Annotated in this window: 9 protein-coding genes and 2 pseudogenes; 4 read left to right on the forward strand and 7 right to left on the reverse strand. The window is 63.0% G+C overall.

Annotated features, from left to right (window positions below; translation table 11 throughout):
* The 3 genes and pseudogenes from XH79_RS02720 to XH79_RS02725 all read right to left on the reverse strand — a co-directional run.
* Positions 1-726, reverse strand: a 726-nt coding sequence (locus tag XH79_RS02720; protein ID WP_271580548.1) for a VCBS domain-containing protein, incomplete at its 3' end; no start/stop codon positions are given.
* A 45-nt stretch (positions 727-771) separates the two neighbouring features.
* A pseudogene (locus tag XH79_RS43195) lies at positions 772-846 on the reverse strand (hypothetical protein); the annotation flags it as partial.
* 280 nt (positions 847-1126) lie between these two features.
* A pseudogene (locus XH79_RS02725) lies at positions 1127-4450 on the reverse strand (beta strand repeat-containing protein); the annotation flags it as partial.
* A gap of 1075 nt (positions 4451-5525) precedes the next feature.
* Between XH79_RS02725 and XH79_RS02730 the strand changes: the two are divergent.
* Complete coding sequence (locus tag XH79_RS02730; RefSeq protein WP_271580550.1) at positions 5526-6047, forward strand: ParB N-terminal domain-containing protein; 522 nt, start codon at positions 5526-5528, stop codon at positions 6045-6047.
* A 171-nt stretch (positions 6048-6218) separates the two neighbouring features.
* On the opposite strand, the gene XH79_RS02735 is transcribed toward XH79_RS02730, so the two are convergent.
* Positions 6219-6494: a DUF3303 domain-containing protein gene (locus XH79_RS02735; protein WP_212344627.1), complete on the reverse strand. Its 276-nt coding sequence runs from the start codon at positions 6492-6494 to the stop codon at positions 6219-6221.
* Positions 6495-6881: 387 nt separating this feature from the next.
* Between XH79_RS02735 and XH79_RS02740 the strand changes: the two genes are divergently transcribed.
* Complete coding sequence (locus tag XH79_RS02740; RefSeq protein ID WP_271580551.1) at positions 6882-7499, forward strand: hypothetical protein; 618 nt, start codon at positions 6882-6884, stop codon at positions 7497-7499.
* Between the two features lie 93 nt (positions 7500-7592).
* On the opposite strand, the gene XH79_RS02745 is transcribed toward XH79_RS02740, so the two are convergent.
* Both XH79_RS02745 and XH79_RS02750 read right to left on the reverse strand, forming a co-directional pair.
* Positions 7593-8618 (reverse strand): glycoside hydrolase family 5 protein, encoded by a 1026-nt coding sequence (locus XH79_RS02745; RefSeq protein ID WP_271580552.1) that lies wholly within the window; start codon positions 8616-8618, stop codon positions 7593-7595.
* Positions 8619-8636: 18 nt separating this feature from the next.
* On the reverse strand, positions 8637-9923 hold the full coding sequence (locus tag XH79_RS02750) for an O-antigen ligase family protein (RefSeq protein WP_271580553.1): 1287 nt from the start codon (positions 9921-9923) through the stop codon (positions 8637-8639).
* Positions 9924-10150: 227 nt separating this feature from the next.
* Between XH79_RS02750 and XH79_RS02755 the strand changes: the two genes are divergently transcribed.
* Positions 10151-11287 carry a GNAT family N-acetyltransferase gene (locus tag XH79_RS02755; RefSeq protein WP_271580554.1) on the forward strand — a complete coding sequence of 379 codons (1137 nt, stop codon included), beginning with the start codon at positions 10151-10153 and terminating at the stop codon, positions 11285-11287.
* Positions 11288-11309: 22 nt separating this feature from the next.
* On the opposite strand, the gene XH79_RS02760 is transcribed toward XH79_RS02755, so the two are convergent.
* Positions 11310-12521 carry an FAD-dependent oxidoreductase gene (locus XH79_RS02760; RefSeq protein WP_271580555.1) on the reverse strand — a complete coding sequence of 404 codons (1212 nt, stop codon included), beginning with the start codon at positions 12519-12521 and terminating at the stop codon, positions 11310-11312.
* A gap of 434 nt (positions 12522-12955) precedes the next feature.
* Between XH79_RS02760 and XH79_RS02765 the strand changes: the two genes are divergently transcribed.
* Positions 12956-14302 (forward strand): lipopolysaccharide biosynthesis protein, encoded by a 1347-nt coding sequence (locus XH79_RS02765; RefSeq protein WP_271580556.1) that lies wholly within the window; start codon positions 12956-12958, stop codon positions 14300-14302.
* Positions 14303-14308 lie beyond the last annotated feature (6 nt).

Below are 14308 nucleotides of genomic sequence, written 5' to 3' on the forward strand. Positions count from 1 at the left end.
GGCGAAGCTCACCGCCGTCGAGGCCGTGCCGGTGCTGCCGTCCTTGACGAAGACAGTGAAGTCGTCCGACACGCTCGCACCGCCCGCCAGGGCATTGGTGTCGGTATCGTTGTTGTCGAGGGCGTAGCTCACCACGCCGCTGGCCGTGGTCAGTGTTGCCGTGCCGTAGGTCCCGGTCTTGGTGTAGGTCGCCCCGCCATCGCCGGTCGCCCAGCCGTCGGAGGTCAGCGCCGCGCCATCATAGCTCGCCGCATCGCCGGTGTCCGCATCCGCCTTGGTCAGCGCGATCGACGCATTCGCCGTCCCCGTCGTGCCGACGCCCGCTTCCACCAGCGGCACGCTCTGTGCACCCGCGCTCACCGTCGGATTGTCGTTGCTGCCGGTGATGGCGAAGTTCACCGCGGTCGAGGCGGTGCCGGTGCTGCCGTCCTTGACGAAGACAGTGAAGTTGTCCGACACGCTCGCACCCTGCGCCAGGGCATTGCCGTCGGTATCGTTGTTGTCGAGCGCGTAGCTCACCACGCCGCTGGCCGTGGTCAGTGTTGCCGTGCCGTAGGTCCCGGTCTTGGTGTAGGTCGCCCCGCCATCGCCGGTCGCCCAGCCGTCGGAGGTCAGCGCCGCGCCGTCATAGCTCGCCGCATCGCCGGTATCGAAGTCCCCCTTGGTCAGCGCGATCGACGCATTCGCCGTGCCCGCCGTGCCGACGCCGGCCTCCACCAGCTGCACGCTCTGTGCGCCTGCCGTCACCGTCGGGTTGTCGTTGGTGCCGGTGATGGCGAAGTTCACCGCCGTCGATGCCGTGCCGGTGCTGCCGTCCTTGACGAAGGCGGTGAAGTTGTCCGACACGCTCGCACCCTGCGCCAGGGCATTGGTGGGGGGGGGGGGGGGGGGGGGGGGGGGGGGGGGGGGGGGGGGGGGGGGGGGGGGGGGGGGGGGGGGGGGGGGGGGGGGGGGGGGGGGGGGGGGGGGGGGGGGGGGGGGGGGGGGGGGGGGGGGGGGGGGGGGGGGGGGGGGGGGGGGGGGGGGGGGGGGGGGGGGGGGGGGGGGGGGGGGGGGGGGGGGGGGGGGGGGGGGGGGGGGGGGGGGGGGGGGGGGGGGGGGGGGGGGGGGGGGGGGGGCTGTCGTTGCTGCCGGTGATGGCGAAGCTCACCGCCGTCGAGGCGGTGCCGGTGCTGCCGTCCTTGACGAAGACGGTGAAGTTGTCCGACACGCTCGCACCCTGCGCCAGGGCATTGGTGTCGGTGTCGTTGTTGTCGAGCGCATAGCTCACCACGCCGGTCGCGGTGGTCAGCGTCGCCGTGCCGTAGGTCCCGGTCTTGGTGTAGGTCACCCCGCCATTGCTGGTCGACCAGCCATTGCCAGTCATTGCGGTGTTGTCATAGGCCGCCGCATCGCCGGTGTCCGGATCGGCCTTGGTCAGCGTAATGGTCGCCGACGCCGTGCCCGCCGTGCCGACGCCCGCTTCCACCAGCGGCACGCTCTGCGCGCCCGCGCTCACCGTCGGATTGTCGTTGCTGCCGGTGATGGCGAAGCTCACCGCGGTCGAGGCGGTGCCGGTGCTGCCGTCCTTGACGAAGACGGTGAAGTCGTCCGACACGCTGGCGCCGCCCGCCAGGGCATTGGTGTCGGTGTCGCTGTTGTCGAGCGCGTAGCTCACCACGCCGCTGGCCGTGGTCAGTGTCGCCGTGCCGTAGGTTCCGGTCTTGGTGTAGGTCGCCCCGCCATCGCCGGTCGCCCAGCCGTCGGAGGTCAGCGCCGCGCCGTCATAGCTCGCCGCATCGCCCGTATCGAAGTCCCCCTTGGTCAGCGCGATCGACGCATTCGCCGTGCCTGTCGTGCCGACGCCGGCCTCCACCAGCGGCACGCTCTGTGCACCCGCGCTCACCGTCGGGTTGTCGTTGGTGCCGGTGATGGCAAAGTTCACCGCGGTCGAGGCGGTGCCGGTGCTGCCGTCCTTGACGAAGACGGTGAAGTTGTCCGACACGCTCGCACCCTGCGCCAGGGCATTGCTGTCGGTATCGTTGTTGTCGAGGGCATAGCTCACCACGCCGGTCGCGGTGGTCAGTGTCGCCGTGCCATAGGTCCCGGTCTTGGTGTAGGTCGCGCCGCCATCGCCGGTCGCCCAGCCATTGCCGATCATTGCGGTGTTGTCATAGGCCGCCGCATCGCCGGTGTCCGGATCGGCCTTGGTCAGCGTAATGGTCGCCGACGCCGTGCCCGCCGTGCCGACGCCGGCCTCCGCCAGCTGCACGCTCTGTGCACCCGCGCTCACCGTCGGGTTGTCGTTGGTGCCGGTGATCGTGATCACGACGTCCTGGGTCGCTGTCGCGCCCTTGTCGTCCGTCACGGTGACCGTGAAGGTTTCAGTGTGGCTCTCGCCAGCCGCCAGATCCTGGTGGTTGGCGTTGTCCAGCGTGTAGGTCCACACACCTGTCGCCGCGTTGACCGCAAAGCTGCCATACACACCCGTCGCGTCGCCACTGTAGGCCGCCGTCGCTCCATGGTCGACGTCGCTCGACGTCACCTGCCCCGTCGCCATCAGCGTCGTGTCTTCCTTGACCGAGCCGCTCTGCGCCGAACTCGTGACGGCTGGCGCATCGTTGCTGCCCGTCACCGTGATCGTCACGGTTGCCGTCGCGGTCGCGCCCTGGTCGTCCGTCACCGTCGCCGTAAACGTCTCCGTCTTTACGTCGCCCTCGGCGAGCTGGTCCGCCGCGCTGCCGGGCGTGTTGTCCAGCGTGTAGGTCCAGCTCCCGTCCGCCCCGATCGCAAACGAGCCATAGCTTCCGGCCGCAGATCCGCTCCACGTCGCCGTCGCGCCGGCGTCGACATCCATCGACGTCAGCGTCCCGGTCGCAGACGCGGTCCCGGCCACGATCGTCCCGTCGTCCTGGTTGCCGGCCTCCGTGACCGAACCGCTGTTGCCGCCAACCACCACAACCGGCGAATCGTTGCTGCCCGTCACCGTGACGTCAATCACCTGGGTGGCAGTGCCATCGGCGGATTTGACCGTCAGCGTGTCGTGCACGACCTGATTGGCGATCAGCTCTTGGGTCGTGCTCCTTGTATTGTCGAGCACATAGGTCCACGCGCCCGTATTGCTGTTGAAGGTAAAATTGCCGTACGTGCCGGCGAGAGCGGCAGGCGCGACCGGCTGGAATACGGCCTGGCCGCTGTCGACATCGTTGACCGTCAGCGTGCCGGACGCATTTGGCGAACCTGCATTGCCGTTGTTGGCTCCGCCCGCTTCCGTCACAGCGCCTGTTGCTGTGCCGGTGATCATGGCGTTGTCATTCGAACCGGTCACCGTGACGTCGATCATCTGGGTCGCGGTGCCATCGGCGGATTTGACCGTCAGCGTGTCGTGCACGACCTGATTGGCGATCAGCTCTTGGGTCGTGCTCCTTGTATTGTCGAGCACATAAGTCCACGCACCCGTATTGCTGTTGAAGGTAAAATTGCCGTACGTGCCGGCGAGACCGGCTGGCGCGACCGGCTGGAATACGGCCTGGCCGCTGTCGACATCGTTGACCGTCAGCGTGCCGGACGCATTTGGCGAACCTGCATTGCCGTTGTTGACTCCGCCCGCTTCCGTCACAGCGCCTGTTGCTGTGCCGGTGATCGTGGCGTTGTCATTCGAACCGGTCACCGTGACGTCGATCATCTGGGTCGCGGTGCCATCGGCGGATTTGACCGTCAGCGTGTCGTGCACGACCTGATTGGCGATCAGCTCTTGGGTCGTGCTCCTTGTATTGTCGAGCACATAAGTCCACGCGCCCGTATTGCTGTTGAAGGTAAAATTGCCGTACGTGCCGGCGAGACCGGCAGGCGCGACCGGCTGGAATACGGCCTGGCCGCTGTCGACATCGTTGACCGTCAGCGTGCCGGACGCATTTGGCGAACCTGCATTGCCGTTGTTGACCCCGCCCGCTTCAATCACAGTGCCAGCGGATGTACCCGTGATCGTGGCCGCATCGTTCACACCAGTGAAGATAATTTTCGCGGTTGCCCAGCTCAGCGTTCCATTACCGAGGCGAATGGCATACGTGAAGGAGTCGGTAAGCGCATCGCTCGCGCCAAGAGCCTGAAGCTGAGCAGAGAGACTCGTTGAATCGTAACCGACCGTGCCATTCGCATTGATCCAGATCCTTGCGCCGAGCTTGCTGGTATCGGTGCTCTGCGCGTCTCCCAGAGCAGCACTTGCGTAAGCTGTATCCTGCGTGAGCAGGTCCGCCGGCGCGTAGTTTGCGGTTGGCGACGTGTTGGCGTTGGCACTTGTGGCATTATCAACTGACCAGAGGACCTTTGCATTTCCTCCGAGATCGTTCGCGAGAACGCTTATGCTTAGAATGCCGACATTGGTCGCCGAAAAGGTGAACGTATCATCGACTGCCTGCGGGGTATTTCCAAAGGAAATTGTAGTGCCGCCGCCTGTGGTCTGAGTAGCCATGTTGCTTTCCTCGAACTCAAAAACTCTGCATGCCAGATCGACTCGACTGGAGTTCGACTAGGCTCGCTGATGAATGGATATTGATCCCGGGCTTTTGCCTGTCCGGATCGGCGCGAAATCCTCGTGCGGGTCGTGCGCGAGCATGACCTGCAGCTCGGCGGATGCGGCAAATTGCGGAGAAAGCCGGGCGAGATCGCGGAGTCTCGTTTCGAGATCAGACCAGTCTCGCGCTGGCGTTGCCGGACTGCTTGCGGATAATTCGTGCCGATCAAAATTTATGCGACCCAACGCTCTACTCCCTTGCGTCATTGCCGACGCAGGAGGGGCGCAAAAGCGCAGATTCGAAATCACTCCACGAAAATCATCGCGCGTCCGATGCAATTCGATCTGACGCTTGCAGCCAGGAGCAGTTGCCGCCTCTCAAAATCCGCTCAATGGCATTCAATTAACGCGAAATAACTCCGAAAACTCTGTCTCCTACCCCTGCCCGCTTCGTGCCTGCCCCCGCACACCGCGACACGTCGCAAAATGACCTGTTGTGAAAAGATTCCGACGATTAAGACTTCTTGGTGGGGGATTGCCTTCCGCCCGCGCCGATCATGGTAATAGGTGATGCCGACGCGTGCAGTTAACGATCCCTTAACTATTTACGAGCAATCTGCCGCAAATTTGTGCGCCCGTCCATACGCCAGGCAGCTACTTTCGTTTAACTATTAACTTGCCCTGGACGGCATTTTCCACGAAAAGCGCCGGCTCAAAATGCCGCCAGTCCTGGCTTCGACGGGAGTTCCAGTTAATCGCGCCCGCCAACGGGATTAAACCGGACCAGACGGTTTTTTACGGCTTACCGTTCAGACGGCCGCTGGCGCCTCCGGTCCCGGATTGCTGAAGCGTAACGCACGTCGACAAGAATCTTCGGCCACGGTCGGCACGCCTGCCTCGAGGCGCGATCCCTCTCTCTGTGCGCCATGCACGAGGCGCGTGGAAACCGGTTGCCTCACGCGCCCGCACGCTCCTAGGATAGCTGCACTCCCTCGCTGCACGGCGAGCGGTCGAAAGTGCCGGAGCAGAAGCTATGTCCAAGGCGGAAAGCTTGTCGATCGACAAAATTCGCGTTCCGTCCAAGAGCAGAAAGACGCTCGACCCCGAACTGGTTCGAAAGATCGCGGAAAGCATCCTGGAGATCGGACAGCAAGTTCCCATTTCCGTTCGCCCCGAAGATGATCAGTTCGTACTGGTCGACGGACTGCACCGGCTCGAGGCCTGCAAGGCCCTTGGTGAAATGTCCGTCATTGCCGTCGCGGTCGCACCAGAGAGTCCTCAGCACAGGAAACTGCTGTCCGACAGCACCGAACTGGAAGCCGAGCGCAGCAAGATGGCCCGCTTGAAGCAACTGCGACTCGAGAGGGAGGCCGCCGCAGCAGTCGCGGCTACGCCGGCGAAACCCGGCTCAAACCGGCAACCGGAACGAAGCACCGGGGCCAAACCGACCGCATCATCTTTGCGAACCAACCGGACGGCAGCAGCATTGGCACCCAGACCGAAAACGTTGTCGCAATGGATCGCTCAACAGAAAAGCGACGGTGGCCGCTATTGACCCTACGCCGCGCCGTCTCGACGCGATTTAGCCAGCCCACAAGCGTCTGTTGCCTGTTGCTGCAACATGAGAAACGTCCCGGACGATCGCAGCCGCAGAAATGAGGCGCCGATCTCGGGGCCATCGGCGCCCCTCCGCACGCAGCTTACGATTGCTCGCCCGAGCCAGCGATCAGCGTTGCGCCATCCCTGCCAGAATTGGGCCCGCTTCCGCGTCCTCGACGCAGGGAGTGACCGTGAGCTCCATCACGTTCGCCCACTGTGCGTACCACTGGTACATGGCCTTGGGATCGTTGCTTTCCGAAATGGCGAAACCTTCGCCGTTCATTCCATGCCAACGCCCAAGCATCTTGACGCCTTCGGGCGGAGCTCCGCCGGTTTCCAGGAATTTCTTGATCGCTGCATCGATCGAGCTTGGCGAAATTTTCCAATGCGAGATGTACTTCATCAATGTGATCTCCCATTTAAAAATGCGCTTCCATGCCTATACGGCGATGCCTAGTCAAACACGAAGCAACGACGCTGCAAAGGCCTGCGCCTTCTCGGGGTTGACGCAGGGAGCCGAGCGTAAAGGTGATCAAACTTCCGAAACGAATTAAAATGCCCGGTCCATTCTTTACGTTATTTACGTGCCGTGACAAAACGCGATCGCCGGCCCCGTCGGACGGCTTTGGCGGCTTGAGCCGCGCACTTTCCAGCCTGTCCTTCGACGTTACCGGGGACTAGCAAATTGAAAGGATTGGCCATACCTTCTGCGGCCGCATTAGCTGAACGATGGCGGCAAGTTACATCCAGAATAATCGAGCGAGCGTAAAGTGCGATCACGACGGATGCAATGAACGACAGCCCGCACACCCCCTGGCCTGCCTTCATAAACGACGCGCAAGCCGATTATCCCGAGCACTTCGACTGGGGCGCGCTGGCGGCGTTGCGGACGAAGTCGGTACCTGCTGCCGCGACCGGCACGGCCGATGACTCTTCGGGACGCAACGGCGCATTTGGCGATGGCCGAACCTCCGCGCAAACTATGCTGCGAGGCGTCGGGCCGGATTTTCAGCCGGTTATTGAACCAACATCATTACCGGATGAACCAGCCGGCACAGCGGCAGGCGCAGCCGATCCTGCGCCCGAAGCTCGTGCCACGCCGGATGACGCCGGCCCGCCGTCAGGACCCCTTGCACCAGAGAGAGCCGCAATCAACCAAGAACTCTTGCCTCTCGCGACAAGTCGGCCATCACTCTCCTTGCCGGAAGACGGCATTTTGCGGTTGCGGTTTTCCGATGTCGGCGAACCAAGCGAACCCGGCGAACACCGGTCGCACTACGGTCTTGTCGCAATTACACGAAGTGATCTCGCCGTCTGGAAGGCGTTTCCGGACGCGGTCTTCACGGTCATACAACCCTCGCCCTACGCGAACGCGGCGATCTTCCGACTTGGGACTTTCGAGGTTTGACCGCCCAGCCCGGGAGTCTCACCGCGATCCCTCCCGGCGCGAGCCGCCGTCGATCCGCGCCGCGACGAGCCGCGGGCCAGCATGTCTCTTTAGTTAGCGCGAGGGCGGGATCAGCGCCCGCAGGATGTCCGGCTTCCAGGCCTGGCGTGCGCTGTCGAAGGCTGCGAAATCATGGTCGAACTGCCAATAGGCCCATGACCAGCCCAGCCTGTCGGCGCTTCTCGCGACATACGACAGGTATCTCGTGCGACCGTCGGAGGGCGCGCGCTCGTACACGCCGAACTCGCCGAGGTAAATCGGACGCTTCTCTTTCTCCGCCCAGAGGCTCATCTTCTTGAAGTCGGCCGCAGCCCGCGCTTCGTCGTCCTGTGAGCCCCAATCCAGCGGACCGATCCGCGAAAACGTCGAAGACCACGGCGCACCCTGATGCGTGAACCGCAAGGGCGCGTAATAGTGAAACGTGACGATGAGATTCCGGTCGTCGGCCGGCAAGGCCAGATCGTCGACGGGATTGTCATCGGTGTTGAGAACGGCGGCAACGACCGGCCGCGCGGGGTTGGTGCGACGGATGATGCCGAGGCATTCGTCGAGCAGCGAATTCCACTCGGCCGACGTCATCTGTCCGCCCGGCTCGTTCAAGACCTCGAAGACAAGCTTCGGATACTTTCCGGTATAGCGCTCGGCGATCTGCCGCCAGAATGCCTTCAGCTTCTCCGCGCATCCAGCCACGTCGCTCTGGCAGACATGGGTATCGTGCTCGTCGAGAACGGGAATGAGGTTGCGCGCGAGCACCTCCTCGATGACGGCATCGAGCCGCCTCAGGACGATCTCGTCCAGAACATTCCCCTGCCCCATGAACTTGAAGCCGAAGAAATTGATCCTGACGTGTGAGAACCCGGCCTTCTTGATGGTCGTCAGATTGTCCAGGCGGAACGGCGCATTCTGACCGCCTTCCCAGATCCCGTCATAGCCGAGAATGTTGATGCCGCGCCCCAATTTCGGCAGGCCTTGGGAAGCCGCCTGCGCGGCGGCGAGGGATGGCGAGCAGAGCGCCGCGAGGAAGAAGAAACCCGCCGCAAGGTTGAGACTCTTCGGCCAACGAGCACGGCTGACGGTCATCTGCTTCCATTCCAAAGACTAGAAATCTGTCGGTCGTACCGGCCTGCACGTCGCAAGGAAAAGCCCGACCAGCAGCACCGACGTGAACATCGTCGAGCGAAGGAACGTCGTCTCCGTGAAATTGGTCTGGAAGCTCAGGACGACAAATCCGATGATGAGGGCGCAGTGCGACCGATCGATCGACCGGGCGGAAATGAGATGAAGCATCTTGTTCGAGAACAAAAGGACGCTTCCTGCGAACAGCACATACCCCAGGAATCCCGTCTCGATCAGGATGGCGATGTAGCCGCTGTGATAGTTGTCCAGCACCCAGCTGTGGTTCTGCTCGAAATAATCGTAGATCGACGGGATCGTCCAGAAGCCGTTGATCCCGAAGCCGAGCAGCGGGGCATCGTCAAAATGGCTTATCGCGTAGTGCCAGATGAAGGTCCGCTCGGTGAAGTCGATGCTCGCATCGCCGATATGGATGGCGTCATATCCCGTCGTGTAAAAGTAGAGGAACAGGAAGCCGGCCAATATGCACATGACGATCGGCAGGACCGCATAGAGCCTCATGCAGGTCACCGACCACATCGAGGTCACGAGCAGTGCGCAGGCGGCCAGGGCGACAGCGCCGGCGCCTCGCGATTCCGAGGCAAGCACGCATGTCGACGCCAGAAGGAATGTCGCGAGGAACACCGGCCAGCCCTGCCCCCTCATCTTCAGGTAGCAGGAAAAGAACATCAGATAGGCGCCGACGAAACCAAGCGTCTGCTTCGATTCATAGATGCCCTGCCATTGGCCATTGTGCATCCAGCTGTGGTCGATCCCGATGTCGGGAACAGCGACCGCAAAGAAGGCCGACGCGGCGACCAGGACGAAAAGTCCAAGGGCCGTAGCTCCTATGATCTCGTCGATGTCGATGCGCGTGACGAGGCAGAAGGCGCCAAAGGTCGTCATCGCAAGCGCCGCACTCTTCATCAGCGCGGCGACGTTCAGGCTGGACCAGAACACGGAGATGACGGCGAAGCTGTAAAATGCGAGCAGCACGATCAAATCGGGGTTGAACTGCAAACGCAGGCGCGGCCGCACGAATGCGCTCGCATAGATCAAGACGCCCCACATCAGGATCGCGATGGCCTGCTGCAGATAAGTCAACTCCGCCGGCAACAGCCCGGTGTTGAGAGTGCCCATCGAGGCAACGACATTGACGGTGATCGACCAGCGGATTGCGGCCCTGGCAATCTTCTCGATGCCAACGCTGCGCGTCTTCCAGATCGCGCTCTCGGGTACCCCGGAGTCCGCATCGGTCTGTAGGCTGGCCATGAGCCGACCTTCCTTAAACGCGGTTAATTATTTGCTAGCGCAGGTTGACCTGCAGGCCCGAACCCGGCGACCGCGAAACGTTAAGAATTCGGTAACCATACGAGCCAGGCCCGATGCATTAATGCAAATCATACTGCGTCGGTATCTCGATCGTCGCTCCCCTGCTATAAAACCTCGGTTCAGGCTCGATCGACCATTCCCGAGTGACATGATTTTCCTGGTTACGCATGACGACGTCTAGCAATACGTTCGATATTGCCATCGAGCCGGCATTCGACTTTCTCTCTCCGGAATATGCAGAGCTGTTCGACGGCTCGGCCGCGACTGCGTTCCAGCATCCGCTCTGGTTGCATTGCCTCTATACCAGGCTCGCATCCCATGCCGGGGCGACCCCGCTGGTCGTCGTCGCTCGCCATCGCGCGAGCGGCGCCCTCGCGATGGTGCTGCCTCTACTACGGGTCCGCCGCGGTCCGATACGAACCGTCGAATTCGCCGACCTGCGCGTCTCCGACTATCTGGCGCCGGTTTGCAGCCCGCAGGTGTTTGCCGAACTGCTCGGAGATGCGGACGCATGCGCGGAGATCCGGCATCTCGTCCGCCCCTTCGACCTGCTCCGGATGACCAAGCTGCCGGACGGGCGGCTTCCGATCGAGAACCTCCTGGGCACGCCCCGCCGGGTTGCGATGGACAGCAATGCCTATGCGACGGTTCTCGTCGCCCCATTCGAGCAATGGCGGGCCAGCGCGATGGATCGCTCCTACCAGAAGGAGCTCGCCAAGAAATATCGTCAGCTCCAGAAGAAAGGCGCGCTGAGCTTCTCATGCTGCGATGACAGCGCCTCGATCCTCGACGCGCTGGACGTGATGAGGAAATTCCGCGGCCCGCGCTTCCAGTCGCAAGGCGACGGAGACCTGCTTCAGCGACCCGAGTATTATGACTTCTATTCCGACGTCGCGGTTCGCGGCCTCGGCTCCTTTGTGCGGCTCTATGCCATGAAGATGGACGGCGAGGTGATCGCCGCCGTGCTCGGATTGCACCACGGCGACAGCTATCTCGTCATCATGAGCGCCTTCGACATTGCCGGCTACAAGAGCCAGTCGCTGGGCGCACTGATGTTCGAGCAGGTGGCGCGGGATTGCATCGAGCGCGGAGATCAGATGCTCGACTTCACCATCGGCGATGAGCCGTACAAGAAGCTGTTCGGCGGGCAGCCTTCGCCGATGTGGACCGTCACCCAGACCGGGAGCACTGTGGGCGCCATATCGCTGTTCGCACTGAAGCAGGCCCCCTGGCTCAAGCTGGCCGCCAAGCGAATGTCGGAGTTCAGGCTCATGCCGACCCGCAGCACGACCACCACGCGCTGACCGGTGCGAGGCGGGCGCGCACTCAGGCGCGCAACGCACTTCGAACTTGCGCGAGCCAGCCTGGCTGCATCTGATCGACCCGATGGGTGATACTGCGCCGCAGGAAGTGCAGCCGCCGCCGCACGTCCCAGCTGATGTCGCTACGGGACGTCAGTGCCTGTCGGAAGCGCGCCATCTTCAGCGACTGCTGGTCCGCCGCGATCTTGTCGGGATCGGAATAGAACTGCGATATCTTCTCCGTGCCCATGCCCGCGGTTGCGAGCCAGCGCGGTGCATATTCGGTGCAAAGACGCTCGACGTCGACCAGCAGGCGGGCGACGCCCGTGCCGGCCGCCGGACAGTTGGTCTGGTAGGCATCGCCGATGACCACGATTCCCGGCTGAAGATGTCCTTCGACGACGGACAGATCCATCACCCAATTCTGCACCCGATCCGTGACGCGGAAGTCGCCGAGGAAGGACTGCAATCCCGGCAGCAACCGCAACAGGGTGGCTTCCGTGTCCCGACGCAGGTCACGCATGACAGGATCGGTCGGATCGCGGAACATGAAGAGATTTGCCCGCAGGCCGGCCCGCACCGGAAACAGGCTGAGATAATCGACGCCATCCGCTGTGCGCTCGCCGTAGCAGGTCAGCGCTTCGAAATCGAACGGCGCGCCATCGCGGCGGGCAATCGTGAAGCCGAACGAGACCGAATGGCGCTCCGCCAGCACGCGCCGCTTGATGCCGAGCTTGTAACCGAGCGCTCCGGCCATGCCCGTGGCCAGAACGACAAGCCGCGCATCGATGCGCCGTCCGGAAGCGAGCTCGAGATGCTGGGTGTCGTTGCTGGAGGTGATCGCGGCGACCTCGTCGACGATCAGACTTGAGGGATCAGGTAGCTGGCTGCGCGCCATGGCGACGAGATCGGCATAGGGAAGCCCGTAAGCCCGGCCGACGGTGACATCGACCACCTTGCCTTCCCTGACATTGAGCACGCGGTCATAGGGGCAACCGGCGCTCGCCAGACCATCGATGAAGCCGAGCCTGCGGAACATCTCCAGCTGATGGCCACCGATCTTCTCGACCCGAAACTCGTCCTGAGGGACCGCGCGCTTGTCGACCAGAGCGACGCGATGCCCTGCCCGCGCGAGGACGGACGCCGCGAGCGATCCCGCAAGGCCGCCGCCGACGATGGCGATATCCGCAGCGATCGTCGCAGCATTCTGCTCGGTCACGGTGCTATCGGCCGTCATGGTCAAGGCTCCCACGGTTAACGGTGGTTCCACGTGCAATTATCCCGCCTGATGTCGCATCGCAGGGCCGAACGCGATCATTTCCAGAGATCGAGGTTAACGGACCACGGGGATGATCCGTCCCGGCACGCCCTTTGCTCGGGAGATCAACAAAACCCGGCCTTCAGTCCTGTCACGGTTCAACACATGACCGTTTTCCGTCAAATCAGCAGTCGTCGAGCGGTGACGCGGCACCACGTCGCTTTTCGATTGCAGCGGGTCTCTGCTCTATCTGGGACAAGAGGGACGCAGATGTTTCACGGTGATGCAGCGGCCCACACCGGCGGCGGATGCGAGGAATCCGCAAGCCGTGCATTAACACTCGCGATTTTCCGGCATGCTAGGCTGTCATCACTTTCGCAACGGGCATATTGGGGGGACGCCCCGTATCTTCGATGATCGCATCCATTGTCCAGTTTCTGCGGCGTGACGTAACGCGCGGTGTCGTCGGGACCATCCTCCTCAAGGTTGGTAGCGGCGCGCTTGCGTTTGCGTTGTTCTCGCTCGCGGCACGAACGATGTCGCCGGATGGGTTCGGCATCTTTGCGACCTGGCTTTCGGTCGCCCAGATCGCGGCGGTCGCGGGACTCGTCGGGCAGGAGTCGCTCCTGGTGCGCTTCCTGAACGAGTACCGGGTGCAAGACCGGTCCGATCTGACCAAGGGCGTGTTGCTATCGAGCCTGAAGATCTCGTCCGTCGCGATGCTGATCGCGATCGGCGCCATCGCTATCGTGGCGAGTATGAGAGGCGATGGATGGCTGCTGATCCTCGCTGTGTCCGCCTACACCGCCGTGAGCGCGGGATTGATGCTCGGCAGCCAGGTCGCACGCTCGCTGGTCAGCATTCTCATGGGGGAAGGAAACCGGGAATTCTTCTGGCGGGTCGGCGTCGTCCTGTTTCTGCTCGCCGTCTTGTTCAGCCATCGACAGCTCGATCCTGCCGAACTGATCGCCGTGATAACGATCGCGATGTCGATTGGTCTGGTGACGCAGATCGTTGCGGTTGCACAAGCGCTGCCGGATTTCCGCGGCACGGCTGCGCGTTCCGAGACGTCGCGCTGGAGATCGAGCGCACTTCATTTCTGGATCGCGTCGATCCTGGAGGCGGCAAATCAGTATTTCGACGTCATCCTGGTCTACTGGATGCTCGATCCGGCGACCGCCGGAATCTATTTCGCCGCCTCGCGGCTCGCCAACATCTTCGCGATGCTGTCGGCTGCCTTGTACAGTTTCGGCGCGCGCCGGCTTCCTTCGCTGTACTTCAGCAAGAACCACCGGGAGTTCGAGCGAACGTTGCAGCTCATGGCAGAGGTGACCGCGCTTTGCGTGGTCGGCGGACTGCTCCTGATCTGGGTCGGCGGCCCACACCTTCTCAACCTGTTCGGGCCTCACTTCGCTGCGCAGCACTGGGTCCTGATCGTGCTCGCGATTGGAACGGCTTTCCAGGCCGCGGGCGGTCCATCTGCTGCGATCCTGCAGCTGACCGGCCACGAACGCATCTATGTCCCGGTCGTCGCCGCGAACGTCGCGCTGCGGCTGGTCGGATTCCTCGTCCTGATCCCCTGGCTCGGCGTGCTTGGCGCCGCGATCTCGGCGACCGTATCGCTGGCGCTCGCGACCATCGCCCTCAACATCCTCTGCCGGCGGCGAACCGGCGTGGATCCTTCGATCCTCGCGCTCTTGCGCTTCTCGGCATGGAAGCGCCGCGCCTATGCGGTCCGCGCTACCGAGCCCGGCGAGTAGGCGCCG

Source organism: Bradyrhizobium sp. CCBAU 45389 (assembly GCF_028128625.1).
GTDB classification, from domain to species: Bacteria; Pseudomonadota; Alphaproteobacteria; order Rhizobiales; family Xanthobacteraceae; genus Bradyrhizobium; species Bradyrhizobium liaoningense_B.

Bases quoted from the DNA above. Each gene is read 5' to 3' on its own strand.
- XH79_RS02730 (WP_271580550.1), top strand. From the start codon at position 5,526: ATGTCCAAGGCGGAAAGCTTGTCGATCGACAAAATTCGCGTTCCGTCC.
- XH79_RS02735 (WP_212344627.1), bottom strand. From the start codon at position 6,494: ATGAAGTACATCTCGCATTGGAAAATTTCGCCAAGCTCGATCGATGCA.
- XH79_RS02740 (WP_271580551.1), top strand. From the start codon at position 6,882: ATGAACGACAGCCCGCACACCCCCTGGCCTGCCTTCATAAACGACGCG.
- XH79_RS02745 (WP_271580552.1), bottom strand. From the start codon at position 8,618: ATGACCGTCAGCCGTGCTCGTTGGCCGAAGAGTCTCAACCTTGCGGCG.
- XH79_RS02750 (WP_271580553.1), bottom strand. From the start codon at position 9,923: ATGGCCAGCCTACAGACCGATGCGGACTCCGGGGTACCCGAGAGCGCG.
- XH79_RS02755 (WP_271580554.1), top strand. From the start codon at position 10,151: ATGACGACGTCTAGCAATACGTTCGATATTGCCATCGAGCCGGCATTC.
- XH79_RS02760 (WP_271580555.1), bottom strand. From the start codon at position 12,521: ATGACGGCCGATAGCACCGTGACCGAGCAGAATGCTGCGACGATCGCT.
- XH79_RS02765 (WP_271580556.1), top strand. From the start codon at position 12,956: ATGATCGCATCCATTGTCCAGTTTCTGCGGCGTGACGTAACGCGCGGT.